This is a genomic window from uncultured Roseobacter sp. (genome assembly GCF_947488185.1).
GTDB lineage: Bacteria > Pseudomonadota > Alphaproteobacteria > Rhodobacterales > Rhodobacteraceae > Roseobacter.
Map to the genome: position 1 here is coordinate 95,706 of NZ_CANKYM010000005.1, position 12,615 is coordinate 108,320.

A 12,615-nucleotide genomic window follows, 5' to 3' on the forward strand; every position below is an offset into this window, starting at 1 on the left:
GACGTGTCGGGCTTTGTCCGCCTGCGACGGAATATGTCGCGACTGCGCAACCCGGGGGTAACGGGCTGCGGCAGGTTGGGGCGCAGGACACCTCAGGAAGGACTCACCCCAATGCGCACCCATGCCCAGGCCGTCGTGATCGGAGGTGGCGTCATTGGCTGCTCGATCCTGTATCATCTGACAAAACTGGGCTGGACCGACGTTGTTCTGCTGGAGCGCGATGAGCTGACGTCCGGGTCGACGTGGCATGCGGCGGCAAATATTCATGGGCTGCATGACAGCACCAACATCAGCCGCATTCAGCACTATACGATGAACCTGTACAACGGGCTGGAAGCGGAGACCGGGCAGAGCTGCGGCGTGTTCCAGCCGGGCTCGCTTTACCTCGCGCAGACCGAGGAACGGGAGCATCAGCTGCGGCTGCAGGCAGCGAAGGCCAAGCTTTACGGCATGAACTTCCACGAGGTGAGCCGCGACGAGGCGGAGCGGCTGCATCCGCTGGTCAATTACGACGGCATTCGCTGCATCATGTGGGAGCCTGATGGCGGCAATGTAGACCCCTCGGGCGTCACAAATGCCTATGCGGCGGGCGCGCGGGCGGCGGGGGCGGAGATTGTGCGGTTCTGTCCGGTGACGGGCACCGAGCTGCAGCCCGATGGCACGTGGATCGTGCGGACGCCCAAGGGGGATATCCGGACCGAATGGGTGGTGAATGCGGCGGGGCTCTGGGGGCGCGAGGTCGCGGCGCTGGCGGGGGTGACGCTGCCGCTGCAGCCGACCGAACACCAGTATTTCGTGACCGAGACCATTGCCGAGATCGACGCGCTGGACCGGCGCTTGCCCTCAGTCGCGGACCGGGATGGCGAGTATTATTTGCGGCAGGAGGGCAAGGGGCTGCTGGTGGGCGCCTATGAGAAAAACCTGCGGTTCTGGGCGGAAGACGGCACGCCGCAGGGCTTCGGGCATGAGCTTTTTGCCGATGATCTGGAGCGGATCGAAGAAAACATGATGCGCGCGATCGAGCGGGTGCCGGCGGTGGGCGAAGCGGGCATCAAGCGGGTGATCAACGGGCCGATGATCTGGTCGCCGGACAGCAATGTGCTCTTTGGGCCGGTGCCGGAACTGTCGAATTACTTTTGCTGCAACGGGATAATTCCCGGGTTCTCGCAGTCGGGCGGTATGGGGCTGTTGGCGGCGGATTGGATCGTCACCGGGGAGACGCGCTACGACATGTTCGCTTGGGACGTGGCACGGTTCGGCGACTGGGCGGACGCGGCATTCACCAAGGCGCGCGTAGGCGATCAATATGCAAACCGATTCAAGATCCATTTCCCGAACGAGGAACGGGCGGCGGGGCGCCCCGTACGGTCACGTCCGGTTTATGAGGCACAAAAGGCCATGGGCGCGGTCTTTGGGCTGAACTATGGCTGGGAACATCCGCTGTGGTATGGGACCGAGCCGGGCGCGCAAGATACCGATGGGTTCACCCGCCAAAACTGGTGGGGGCCTGTGGGCGACGAATGCAGGCGGTTGCGAGAACAGGCCGGGATCATCGATATCTCGAACTTCGCGAAGTATCTGTGCACGGGGACGGGCGCAGAGGCTTGGTTGAACGCGGTTTTTGCCAACCGGATGCCGAAAGCTGCGGGGCGGTCCTGCCTGACGCCGCTCATTGGCAAGCGTGGCGGGATTGCCGGGGATTTCACCGTGACACGTCTGGGGGAGGAGGAGTTCTGGGTGATCGGTTCGGGCATGGCGGAGCGCTACCACCGTCGCTTTTTCAATGAGGTGCCGCTGCCCAAGGGCACAACGTTCAAGAGCCGGACGGAGGCCATGTGCGGCTTCAACGTGGCGGGGCCGAAGTCCCGCGATATGTTGCAGCGGCTGACCAACGCATCGCTCGCCACGGAGGATTTTCCTTTCATGGCGAGCCGATGGATCGAGCTGGGCGGCATCCGGGTGCTGGCGCTACGGGTGAGTTTTACCGGCGATCTGGGCTGGGAGCTGCATTGCGACGCGGGCGATCAGGAAGCGTTGTGGGATGCGCTTTTGGCCGAGGGCGAGCAGGTCGGCGCGGGGCCGGTCGGGTCGCGCGCGCTGATGTCGCTGCGCGTGGAGAAAGGCTATGGCAGCTGGTCCCGCGAGTATTCGCCTGAATACTGGCCGCAGGAAGTGGGCCTCGACCGGCTCTGCAAGATGGACAAGGATTTCCTCAACAAGGACGCCGTGTCCGAGACGCTGGCCAAGCCGCCGCGCGAGAGGCTGGTGCTGCTGGCGCTGGACGCTGAGCAGACGGATGGCTCCAACGCCGATGCCACCGGTGGCGAGCCGATCTTCAAGGACGGGCAGGGCATCGGGCGGGTGACCTCCGGCGCTTATGGCTACACGGTCGGCATGAGCCTTGCGCTGGGATATGTGAAGGATGCGGAGCCGGGCGATCAGGTCGAAGTCATGGTGCTGGGCCAGCCGCACAAGGCGGTCATCCTGCACGAGCCGCCGTTCGACCCCAAAGGGACACGGCTGCGCGCCTGAGAGATTCACAATGGATGAAATGAGCGCGGAGATTTCATCGACTGCGCCGTTGAAATGGTTTCGGTTTAGTTAACAAAATTGCGTTAACTTTAATCTATAAGCTGTTCCTATTTCGAAGAAAATTCTTTTTGTTGGTGCGTTTTACTCTCGTGCGGTAGCGCTGGGATGTCAGGCAGAACTCGACCCCGGTAGCCAGTGCATGGAACGCTCTCTTCCTGGCCAATCTCAATACATGGGCTGACGGACAGAAACGACCTCAGCCGATGAAGCGAGGATGTTTCAGTCGGCGCGGGGGGAGAAAGACGCTGGCGCGAACGCAACGCATGTAGGAAAGACTTATGACCTTTGAAGAAAAAACAGGAATAATGAACGATCTCGAATTACTGGATGAGTCACCAAATACCGCTGGGGATGATGATGACGTTGATCTGCCTGACATCATCATCTGGTACCCTGATGGCGGTAGCGTGAAGGAGGCGCCGGCCGACGATGACGATGATCTGCCTGACATCATCATCTGGGATATTGATGGCGGTAACGTAACGGAGGCGCGGGCCGACGATGGCACTCCGAACAGTATTGATCCGGACCATCCTGAACCAGCACCAGCCGTTGTTTACGATATGGCACCACTCAAAACGGTGGTTTTGAGTTCCAATGCGCTTGATCTAACCACTGCTCCGGCGGACGACGACGCCGCGCCGTCAGATGATGATGACGTGGATATCCCGGACGACATTGCCTGGGACCTGGCTGGGGGTAATGTCGCCGCCACGCACCATGGGCGAGACGACGATCTGCTGGATATGATCATGGAAGACATGACCGGCACCTCCGAGAAACCTGATGACATTCTCACAAGAGATCCAGACGATATTGTCGATGATCCTACCGATAGTCATGGAGATACAGGTAACGAGGGCGGATTGCCCGATATCATTGTCCACGATGATAATGACGATAGTGACGAGCTGCCTGATCTCATTGTTGCGACATTGAGTGCGGCGCAGACCGATGAGGGTGCGATGACAGGGCAGGATGCCTTTGAGTTTGCGCTGCCTGAACCGGATCCGGGAGAAATCGGGATGAGCCTCTGGTTCGATATGGCCTGACGCCTCGATTGACCGGTGGCCCCGTACCCGCTGCTAACCCGGTACGGGGCCTTCTTTGCTTCTGTTCCTATACGTCAGGCTTCGCCTATAGAGGTCTGATCTTCAGCTCGGTGATCCGGTTGCCGTCGCGTGCGACAACCTCAAAGCGGAAGCCGTGGAAGGAGAAGACCTGACCACTGGTCGGGATCATCTGCGCTTCGTGGATCACCAGACCGGCCACGGTATTGGCCTCTTCATCCGGCAGGTTCCAGTCGGTGGCGCGGTTCAGGTCGCGGATCGTCATCGCGCCATCGACCACGAACTGCCCGTCATCCCCGCTGGTCACGGTCTGCTCCGCGTCGGGGTCGAATTCATCCGTGATCTCGCCCACGATCTCCTCGAGGATATCCTCCAGAGTTATCAGCCCCTGCAACGAGCCATATTCATCCACCACCAGCGCAAAATGCGTGTGGCGGCGCAGGAACTGGCGCATCTGCTCGTCCAGCGTCGAGGTTTCCGGCACGAAGTAGGGTTTCATCGCCACATCCGTGATCTTGAAATCCCGTAGTTTGGCGGCATCGCCTTCCGGTCCGCCGATGATCTTGTACATGGCGCGCAGCAGGTCCTTGGCGTGGATCACACCGATGATGTTTTCCGGATCGTCCTGGTAAACGGGCAGGCGAGTGTGGTTGGAGGTCAGACACTGTTCCAGAATGGCCTGCGGCTCGTCCGCGACGTTGATCATCTCGATGCCTGAGCGGTGCAGCATGATCTCTTCGACGGCGCGGTCATTGAGGTCCAGCGCGCCAAGGATACGGTCCCGGTCTTCCTTTTCCACCACGCCTTCGGAGTGGCCCAGATGCAGGGCACCCGCGATCTCCTCGCGCACGGCGAGGATGTTGCTGTCAGGGTCGATTTTCACGCCGAAGACGCGCAGCACGCCACGCACCAGCAGCCGCACGACGGCGACGATGGGCGAAAACACCTTGACCACGATCGAAATCGGCCCGGAGACCATGGAGGCCGCCGTTTCCGAATTCGTGATCGCATAGGTCTTGGGCAGGACTTCCGCAAAGATCAGCACCAGCAGGGTCATCACCAGCGTGGCCAGCGCCACGCCGCTTTCCCCAAAGGCGCGGGTAAAAATCACCGTGGCCAGCGAGGCAGCGAGGATGTTCACGAGGTTGTTGCCCAGAAGCACCGAACCGATCAGGCGCTCGTTGTCCTCGGTGATCCGCAGTGCACGTTGCGCCCCTTTGGAGCCCTTGTCCGCCTGCGCGCGCAGTTTACCGCGGGAGGCCGCAGTCAGCGCCGTCTCGGAGCCCGAGAAGAAGCCAGAGAGCACGAGAAGAAAGAGGATGACGCCAGAGGTGAGCCAGAATGCGCCATCAAGCGTTGCAGTCGCCGTTTCCATTTGGAATGTTATCCTAAGATGAGGTTGCAATGGTTATGGGCATGAGACGAAGCGCATTCAAGTCAAGAGCGTCAGATGCTGCGTGATCTGGGGGTGATCAACGGCCCGGTGTTGCTCTTTGGCGGGCCTTATTCCAATGCGCAGGCCACGCGGGCGCTCTTTGCAGAGGCCAAGGTGCGCGGGATTTCCGGCGGTGACATGATCTGCACCGGGGATATGGTGGCCCATGGCGCCGCGCCGCAGATCACGGTGGAACTGATCCGGCGCAGTGGCGCGGCGGTGGTAGCGGGCAATTGCGAAAAGCAGCTGGGCGCAGGCGCGTCGGACTGCGGCTGTGGATTTGCAGCGGGCAGCACCTGTGACCAGTTGAGCCGGGGCTGGTATGCCCATGCCTTGGCCCATGTGGACGCAGCGGCGCGGGCGTGGATGCGCGCCTGCCCGGATGTCATCAGCTTTCGCCATCAGGGCGCGCGATATGCGGTGCTGCATGGTGGCCTGACGGACGTCGCACGCTTTGTCTGGCCCAGCAGCGACGCGGCGGTCTTTGAAGAAGAATGGCGGGCGGTTGAGGCGGCGATTGGCCCGGTCGATCACATCATCGCCGGGCATTGCGGGCTGGCCTTCATCCGGGAAACAGCGCGGGGGCGGTGGATCAACCCAGGCGTCATTGGCATGCCTCCAAACGACGGGCGCCAGCAAACGCGGTTTGGTCTGCTGGACGGCGGTGAGGTGCGGATACACCGGTTGACCTATGATGCCGAGGCGGCGGCCACAGAGATGCGCCGCGCCGGGCTGACGCAGGGCTACGAGACAGCGCTGCTGAGCGGCTACTGGCCGTCGGAGGAGATTTTGCCCGAGGGGTTGCGCGGGCCATCCTTGGCCAGCGGGTGATGGGTCAGCACCAGCTCTGACAACCGAGCCTCCAGCACATGGGTATAGATCTCCGTGGTGGCCACATCCGCATGGCCCAGCAGCGTCTGGATCGAGCGCAGGTCGGCGCCATTAGCCAGAAGATGGGTGGCAAAGGCATGCCGCAGCGTGTGCGGTGTCACCTTTCCGGGCGAGACACCCGCCGCCACGGCAAATTCCTTGATCAGCAGGTAAAACCGGTGCCGCGTCAGATGTCCCGCCGCACTGTGCGAGACAAAGAGATACTTGGACGGTGGCTTGCCATCGGCACGACGTGTGTCTTCCATACCGTCGCGCAACTGCAGCCAGTCGGCCAGCGCCTCGCGGGCAGGGGGCGAGAGCGGCACCATGCGTTCCTTGCCGCCCTTGCCCCGGATGAGCAACATGCGGGGGTCCCCGCGTGCGGCACTCACCGGCAGGCTGACCAATTCGGACACACGCATACCGGTCGCATAAAGCAGCTCCATCAGGCAGGTGTTGCGCGAACGGTCGCGTTTGGACCGTCCCGAGGCGCGGGCGGCTTCCAACAGGCGGTCTACTTCGGCCTCGGAGAGGGTCTTGGGCAGGCGCTTGTCCCGCCCCGGACCCGCGATCTGGATCGCCGGATTGTCGCTGCGCCAGCCTTCCTCGAAGGCAAAGCGATAAAGTTGCTTGATCGCCGACAGCCGCCGTGCCCGGGTGGCGCGTGACAGCCCCTGCGCGTCGCATGCGACCAGGTAGGTTTCCACATCTGCCTTGCTGACCTTGTCGAACCCGGTGTCGCGGTGGGCAAGCCAGCCCTCAAAATCCTGCAGGTCTCGCCCATAGGCCAAAAGCGTGTTGCGCGCGGCCCCAAGCTCGGCCGCCTGTGCTTCGAGAAAGGCAGAGATCCAATGCGTGCGGGCCATCAGCCGAACCTTTCCAGCAAGAGAATTTGCAGGCTGGCGCGGCGCATGGTGTCCTCGAACCCCAGGGCGCGCAATGTGCCGAGCGCCTGCGTGATCGCCTGCGGATTGCCCGCAGCGCCCTCTTCCAGCAGCACCAGGGTGCGCAGGATCACGTCGCCCAAGGCACCGCGCTGTGCATCCGCCAACAGATCGCTGCGCGCGGCACCGGAGGCGAAGGCATCAATCACCGCCTGGGTGGTCGCCTCATTGGACCTCAGCCCCGAAGGATCACCCGCAGCGACGGCGCGCAGAAGGTCATCGTCGGATTGAGCCGCGGTTTCCTTGTATCCGTTGGACAATAGCATCAGCGTTTCGGCAAGCGCCGCAGCACGCCCCGACAGGGGAAGACCGCTGAGCCGATCCGCAAAGATTGCCGCAAAGGCGGTTTCAAGGCCCGCCTCCTGCATTGCGGTCCAGGCTGCAGGCAGGGTCTTGGCTACAGCGTCTGCCGAACGCGTCCCCAGCGCTGTATCGAATTGCTGGATCGCTTCGACCCGGTCCCAGACCCCGCCGGAGGCCGCCGGCAGCCGTTCCGTATAGAGCCCCAGCAACCGGTTGTCCGGTAAGGCCCCGGTTTCGGCCAGCCGTTCGGCGGCCTCCAGTTGCGCTTTCCACCCCGCCAGATCCCGCAGATCGGCCACCGCATAGGCGCGCGGCAACAGCCGCGTTGGCAGGGGTTCACCAATGGTTTCATGCAGGCGGAACAGCAGCGGTGTGATCGCCCGTGGCGGGCGCAGCGGCGGCAGCCCCTCAAAGACTTCCGGGTGCAGGAACCGGTCGAGCACGGCGATTTCCGCAGGCGACATCGTTTTCAATACACGCGCCGTGTCGAACAAAAGCGCCGCCGTGGCCCAATCCCCCTGACGGGCCGCACAAAAGACCTGATGCGCCAGCCCGGGGGAAAGATGCAGCTGTGCGGTCAGGATATTGCAGGCCAGCCATTCCTGACCCGTCAGCAGGGCTAGGTCCATGTAAGTAGTGAAATGGGCCCTGTCGCGCGTCACGTCCGCCTGTTCGATTAGGGCAAGGGCCGGATCAAGGGCGCCGTAGCGTCGCAGCGCCTGGACACGGGCGAGGGTAAAGATGTCCTCTTCTTCTGCATCCTGACCGGGCCCGCGCGCTTCGGTCAGCAATGCGGTAAAGAGCAGTGCCTGTGCTGCGGGCAGACGGAAATCGGGCAAGCTGTTCAGCCGTGCGCTCAGCCTTGTGGGATCGCTCTTGCGCCACAAATCCTGCGGCAGACCGGTCACGGCGGTCGGAACCAGCCCGATAACGCGAACTGCCTCTTCCTCCAGTGGTTTGACCTGTACCACAGGCGCAATACCCGACGATGTCACCGGCGGTTCCCCCGCAGGCATCGCCACGGAAGTCATCGCCGGTTGATCCGGGTTCTGCTGCACCCAGTCGATCACGGACAGCGGTGCGTCCTGTGCCGAAACACCCTGAGCCCCGAGGCCACAGATCACCGCTGCTTGCAGATATGAGGTAATCTTAGTTGGCATCCAACGTCACAGGCACGCGCACCTCATCCTGCGGTGCAGAGAAATCGGCACCGAAAAACGGACCAACGTAGGCATAGCCGATGAGGCCGATGGCCCCGACAAAAATGAGAAAAAGTAGAAGTTTGAAGATGCGCGACATTGATTTACTGCCTTGTTTGCCTGCCTGTTTTTAGAAACTTATATATGGCCTTTTGAGCAATATCACGTCATTCAGGGAATTATGAGCGATTTTCAGCAATCCGTGGCCGAAGATGCCAAAGCCAGGCCCTTCGCGCTGAAAAAAACCGTCGTAATGGTCGGCATGATGGGCGCTGGAAAGACGGCGGTCGGTCGGGCGCTGGCTCAGTATCTGGATGTCTCCTTTCTTGATTCGGATCAGGAAATCGAAGCAGCCGCGAATATGACTGTGCCGGAAATCTTTGCGCGGGACGGTGAACCCTTCTTCCGCGCGCGCGAAACGCAGGTGATTTCTCGGCTGTTACAGGGGCAGGCGTGTATTCTGTCCACGGGCGGCGGTGCGTTTTTGGCCCCGGAGAACCGCGAAAACATCTCACAGCGGGGTGTGGCGGTCTGGCTCGACGCTGATCTGGAGCTGCTCTGGACGCGGGTGCGCCACCGCGATACCCGACCGCTGTTGCGCACCGCTGATCCCAAGGCCACGTTGGCCAGCCTCTACGCAGAACGGGTACCGGAATACAGCAAGGCCGATTTGCGGGTGTCCTGCGCGCCGCCGGTGTCGGTTGAAAACATGGCGAAACGGGTGGCCGACGTGCTGCTGACCCGACCGGATGTGCTGGAGAAGACGCATGCGTGAAACCGTGACGGTGAATTTGCCCGGCCGCGCCTATGACGTGCGGATCGGTCCGGGTCTGATTGCGCAGGCCGGGGCCGAGATCGCGCCGCTGCTGTCGCGGCCCAAGGTTGCTATCCTGACCGATGAAACGGTTGCAGCCCTGCATCTGGACGCGCTGACCGCCGGGTTGGCCGCCGAAGGAATTGCATCAACGGCACTGGCATTGCCCGCAGGAGAGGCCACCAAGTCCTGGGGGCCTTTAGAGCAAAGTGTCAGCTGGCTGCTGGATCAGCAGGTCGAACGCGGCGATGTGGTTGTGGCCTTTGGCGGCGGTGTGATCGGGGATCTGGCGGGCTTTGCTGCCGCGATCCTGCGCCGGGGCGTGCGGTTCGTGCAAATCCCGACATCGCTGCTGGCGCAGGTCGACAGCTCGGTGGGCGGCAAGACAGGCATCAACGCCGCACAGGGCAAGAACCTCATCGGCGCCTTCCACCAACCCTCTCTGGTGCTGGCGGATACCGACGTGCTGGGCACGCTGACGCTGCGCGATTTCCTCGCGGGTTATGGCGAGGTGGTGAAATACGGGCTGCTAGGCGATGCCGCCTTCTTCGCCTGGCTCGAGGCGCAGGGCCCGGCACTGGCCGCGGGCGACATGGCAGCCCGCGTAGAAGCCGTACGCTGGTCGGTGCAGATGAAGGCCGACATCGTCACGCGCGACGAAACAGAGCAGGGGGACCGCGCGCTGCTCAACCTCGGCCATACCTTCGGCCATGCGCTGGAGGCGGCAACGGGCTATTCCGACCGGTTGCTGCATGGCGAGGGTGTGGCTATCGGCTGCGCGCTGGCTTTCGAGCTTTCCGCCCGCATGGGGCTGTGCAGTCAGGAAGATCCAAGCCGCGTGCGCGCGCATCTCAAGGAGATGGGCATGAAAACCGATCTGGCGGATATCCCCGGTGATCTACCTGATGCCGATGCGCTTGTGCAGCTCATGGCGCAGGACAAGAAGGTGGTGCAGGGCACACTGCGCTTCATCCTGACGCGCGGGATCGGCCAGGCCTTCATCACCTCGGATGTGCCGGGAGAAATGGTGCGTGGTGTGCTGCAGGACGGGCTGCGCGTGCCGGCCTAGGGGCGGCGGAGCACCATGCCAAACTTGTCCTCGCAGTCAAAGCCAAGCGCTTCGTAAAAGCCGCGTGCGCCGCGCTTTTGCCCGGTCATCAGCATGATCTTATAGGCATTCTGATGCCATGCCCGGTCAATTGCGGCCTGCATCACCTGCCGCCCGATCCCACGGTTACGCTGGCTTTCCGTCGTGGCGACGTTCTCGATCAGCGCGTAGGGACGGCCGTCCCAGGTGACGTTCGGCAGGATGTGCAGCGTGGCCATGCCAAGCACCACGCCCTCCGCCATCGCACCGTAGATGGTGGTGCCGGGGTGCGCCATAACGGCCAATACGTCGTGCATCCGCGCCGTTTTCGGCCCGAACGTGAGGTCATTGTAAAGAAGGATGAGCGCCTCTGCGTCCTGCTGCGTCAACGGCCGGACGGCAAGGACCTCAGAAGGGGATTTCATCATCCAGATCGCGTGACGGGGCCGGGCTGCTGGACCCGCCACCGCCACCATGGCTATCGCCACCGCGATCATCATATTCCATCGAGCCGCCACCGCCGCTGCCGAAGTTCCCGCCGCCGCTGCCACCGTCACGGCCATCGAGCATGGTCAGCGTGCCGCCGAAACCTTGCAGAACCACTTCTGTAGAATAGCGATCCTGACCCGACTGATCCTGCCACTTGCGGGTCTGCAACTGGCCTTCGATGTAAACCTTAGAGCCCTTGCGCAGGTATTGCTCGGCAATGCGCACTAGGCCTTCTTGGAAAATCGCGACGGAATGCCATTCGGTGCGCTCCTTGCGCTCGCCGGTGTTGCGGTCCTTCCAGGTCTCGGAAGTCGCAATGCGCAGGTTGCACACCTTGCCGCCGTTCTGAAAGCTGCGCACTTCCGGGTCACGCCCCAGATTGCCGATGAGAATTACCTTGTTCACTGAGCCGGCCATTGCGCCCCCCTGTCTGAGTGTTCTGATATCGTGACCCGTGGTTTGCGAATCTCGATCTGGATAATTTGACTAAACCTATACCGACAGCAGGAAGGTTTCCACGGCCTAAACCTTGAGTTGAAGTTGAATCCACCCTGCGCAAAAGGCTGGATCAGCGTGCGCTTTCAGTATATTTCGCTTTTGATGGGTGCGAGATTTAGATCATTTGTACGGGTGACCGGCCTTAGCGTTCTGGCGGCTGCCTTTGTTGCCGTCAGCATGCCAGTGGCGGCACAGACTATTTCCACCAAGAGCCGCAGCAAGCTTTTCGCATCGCAGAAGAAGATTCTCGATACCCGCGCCGCGAGCCAGTACAACAATTCGGTACGGCTAAAGCCGCCAACCGTGCACACGCCCTCCAAATGGGCGATGCCTCAGTATGATGGCCGGTACCGGGGGCAGTATCTGGAAATGGCGCGCGATGCGGCCAGACGTCATGGGGTGCCGGAAGACCTGTTCTTGCGGCTTGTGCAGCAGGAATCCAATTGGAATCCCAAGGCCAAGTCGCACAAGGGGGCGCTTGGGCTGGCACAGCTTATGCCGGCGACGGCACGCAGCCTAAGGGTCGATCCGCTTGATCCAAAAGAGAACCTTGATGGCGGTGCCCGTTATCTCAAGGAGCAGTATCGCGCTTTTGGAACATGGCGGCTTGCTCTGGCCGCGTATAACGCGGGTCCCGGCGCCGTGAAGAAATATGGTGGCGTGCCGCCTTTTCGGGAGACCCGGAACTACGTGAAAGTCATCGGGGGGCAGTAGCGTCAAGTTGCTCTCAAAGTTACGAATTTACGTTAAATTTTAGTATGTTATATATCGGGTCAAATTCTGGCCACGGTTTTCACAAAGGCTCCCTGCCACGGCCACAGTGCCGCCTGATTTCCACGCAAAGTTGCGGCAAACAACGATGGGGATCGACGATGGCAACCGCCAATTTCCAAGCACGCATCGAGCGCATCAATCGCGCCCACAAAGGTCTTGCGCCTGCCCGCAAGAACGCACCTATCCGTGCGCTGCGGTCTCAGCCCGTTCCGATGTCCGCCCGCCGAACCGGGCGCAGACGCTTTCCAATACTTGAGCATATCCAGCCAATGGCGATGGGGTCGGTGCTCGGTTGCATCGCAGCCGTGGTACTGACCGGATTGACTTCGGAGAACTCCCCGTGGGGGCCGGGCACGGACCTGAACGAGATGCTGTTTCTGCCCGCCTTGGCAGGCTTGGCTCTGGCACCTATTCTGATGCTGGCCTCGCTTTTTCTGGCCAGCAAACGCCCCGGGTTCGCGCTTTTCTCGCTGAGCTATCTCTCGGGCTTGGTGATTACGATGCTGATCTGAGCGACATATCCCTGAAAGCAATTTGGCG

The 12,615-nt window shown here is 61.7% G+C and carries 13 protein-coding genes; 7 read left to right on the forward strand and 6 right to left on the reverse strand.

Annotated elements, in window-relative coordinates; all coding sequences use genetic code 11:
- The first annotated feature begins 111 nt into the window (after positions 1 to 111).
- Entirely contained in the window at positions 112 to 2,532 is a 2,421-nt protein-coding gene (locus tag Q1A52_RS18570; protein WP_300018844.1) for an FAD-dependent oxidoreductase, read from the forward strand.
- Positions 2,533 to 2,870: 338 nt separating this feature from the next.
- A complete protein-coding gene (locus Q1A52_RS18575) occupies positions 2,871 to 3,644 on the forward strand; it encodes a hypothetical protein (protein WP_300018847.1) in 774 nt (257 codons plus the stop codon).
- 85 nt (positions 3,645 to 3,729) lie between these two features.
- Here Q1A52_RS18575 and Q1A52_RS18580 read toward each other — a convergent pair whose 3' ends face one another.
- Positions 3,730 to 5,037 (reverse strand): HlyC/CorC family transporter, encoded by a 1,308-nt coding sequence (locus Q1A52_RS18580; protein WP_299827310.1) that lies wholly within the window; start codon positions 5,035 to 5,037, stop codon positions 3,730 to 3,732.
- A gap of 75 nt (positions 5,038 to 5,112) precedes the next feature.
- On the opposite strand from Q1A52_RS18580, the gene Q1A52_RS18585 reads away from it, so the two are divergent.
- Positions 5,113 to 5,928 carry a metallophosphoesterase family protein gene (locus tag Q1A52_RS18585; RefSeq protein ID WP_300018850.1) on the forward strand — a complete coding sequence of 272 codons (816 nt, stop codon included), beginning with the start codon at positions 5,113 to 5,115 and terminating at the stop codon, positions 5,926 to 5,928.
- On the opposite strand, the gene Q1A52_RS18590 is transcribed toward Q1A52_RS18585, so the two are convergent.
- Genes Q1A52_RS18590 through Q1A52_RS18600 form a run of 3 tightly spaced genes read right to left on the reverse strand, consistent with a single transcriptional unit; the run spans position 5,865 to position 8,513 of the window.
- Entirely contained in the window at positions 5,865 to 6,833 is a 969-nt protein-coding gene (locus Q1A52_RS18590; RefSeq protein ID WP_300018855.1) for a site-specific tyrosine recombinase XerD, read from the reverse strand. The two genes, Q1A52_RS18585 and Q1A52_RS18590, sit on opposite strands and share 64 nt — an antisense overlap.
- Positions 6,833 to 8,374: a hypothetical protein gene (locus tag Q1A52_RS18595; protein WP_300018858.1), complete on the reverse strand. Its 1,542-nt coding sequence runs from the start codon at positions 8,372 to 8,374 to the stop codon at positions 6,833 to 6,835. The genes Q1A52_RS18590 and Q1A52_RS18595 overlap by 1 nt, the downstream gene beginning before the upstream one ends.
- Complete coding sequence (locus Q1A52_RS18600; RefSeq protein WP_300018860.1) at positions 8,364 to 8,513, reverse strand: hypothetical protein; 150 nt, start codon at positions 8,511 to 8,513, stop codon at positions 8,364 to 8,366. Before Q1A52_RS18600 ends, Q1A52_RS18595 begins: the two co-directional genes overlap by 11 nt.
- An 81-nt stretch (positions 8,514 to 8,594) precedes the next feature.
- Here Q1A52_RS18600 and Q1A52_RS18605 point away from each other — a divergent pair, with 81 nt between their 5' ends.
- A complete protein-coding gene (locus Q1A52_RS18605) occupies positions 8,595 to 9,188 on the forward strand; it encodes a shikimate kinase (protein WP_300018863.1) in 594 nt (197 codons plus the stop codon).
- Positions 9,181 to 10,296, forward strand: coding sequence for a 3-dehydroquinate synthase (gene aroB / locus Q1A52_RS18610; RefSeq protein ID WP_300018866.1), 1,116 nt, complete (start codon positions 9,181 to 9,183; stop codon positions 10,294 to 10,296). The genes Q1A52_RS18605 and aroB overlap by 8 nt, the downstream gene beginning before the upstream one ends.
- On the opposite strand, the gene Q1A52_RS18615 is transcribed toward aroB, so the two are convergent.
- Complete coding sequence (locus Q1A52_RS18615) at positions 10,293 to 10,739, reverse strand: GNAT family N-acetyltransferase (protein ID WP_300018869.1); 447 nt, start codon at positions 10,737 to 10,739, stop codon at positions 10,293 to 10,295. The two genes, aroB and Q1A52_RS18615, sit on opposite strands and share 4 nt — an antisense overlap.
- A complete protein-coding gene (gene ssb / locus Q1A52_RS18620) occupies positions 10,723 to 11,220 on the reverse strand; it encodes a single-stranded DNA-binding protein (RefSeq protein ID WP_300018872.1) in 498 nt (165 codons plus the stop codon). Before ssb ends, Q1A52_RS18615 begins: the two co-directional genes overlap by 17 nt.
- A gap of 258 nt (positions 11,221 to 11,478) precedes the next feature.
- Here ssb and Q1A52_RS18625 point away from each other — a divergent pair, with 258 nt between their 5' ends.
- Together Q1A52_RS18625 and Q1A52_RS18630 are read left to right on the forward strand one after the other, a co-directional pair.
- Positions 11,479 to 12,015, forward strand: a complete 537-nt coding sequence (locus Q1A52_RS18625) for a lytic transglycosylase domain-containing protein (protein WP_300019520.1) — start codon at positions 11,479 to 11,481, stop codon at positions 12,013 to 12,015.
- A 158-nt stretch (positions 12,016 to 12,173) separates the two neighbouring features.
- Entirely contained in the window at positions 12,174 to 12,587 is a 414-nt protein-coding gene (locus tag Q1A52_RS18630; RefSeq protein WP_300018875.1) for a hypothetical protein, read from the forward strand.
- The last annotated feature ends 28 nt before the right edge of the window (positions 12,588 to 12,615 follow it).